1 protein-coding gene is annotated in these 283 nt (G+C 32.2%); it reads right to left on the bottom strand.

Annotation, left to right across the window (positions count from 1 at the left end):
* Positions 1-29 precede the first annotated feature (29 nt).
* The coding region (locus AOA60_RS32565) for a YheC/YheD family protein (RefSeq protein ID WP_218240506.1) at positions 30-283 on the bottom strand (254 nt) is incomplete at its 5' end.

Here is a 283-nt window from a genome sequence, read left to right as displayed (position 1 = left end):
GTATATGTCAAATAAAAGTATACATTTAATTATTTTTCCTCTAGAAAAATCCTCGTCAGTCTTTCAACTCTTTTTCTCTGAATGTCTTGTTCGTCGAATGTCATTGGCTTACTGTTAATATCAAAAATCCATGACCTTTTATTCATATCAATTCCAATATCAAAGGAAAATTCTTTAACTGTATATTTCTTTTCAAGTAGACTACCAATCTGTTGACCTAAGTGACGAACTAAATCTTCATCTGGTCTTACTGGAACTTCAGTCAATGCTACCAGTCTTCCAC

The sequence above is a fragment of the Pseudomonas sp. 2822-17 genome (genome assembly GCF_002742485.1).
Taxonomy (GTDB): domain Bacteria; phylum Pseudomonadota; class Gammaproteobacteria; order Pseudomonadales; family Pseudomonadaceae; genus Aquipseudomonas; species Aquipseudomonas cyclaminis.
The sequence above is the reverse complement of the archived record's forward strand: the minus strand, read 5'-3'. Positions and strand labels throughout refer to the sequence as shown.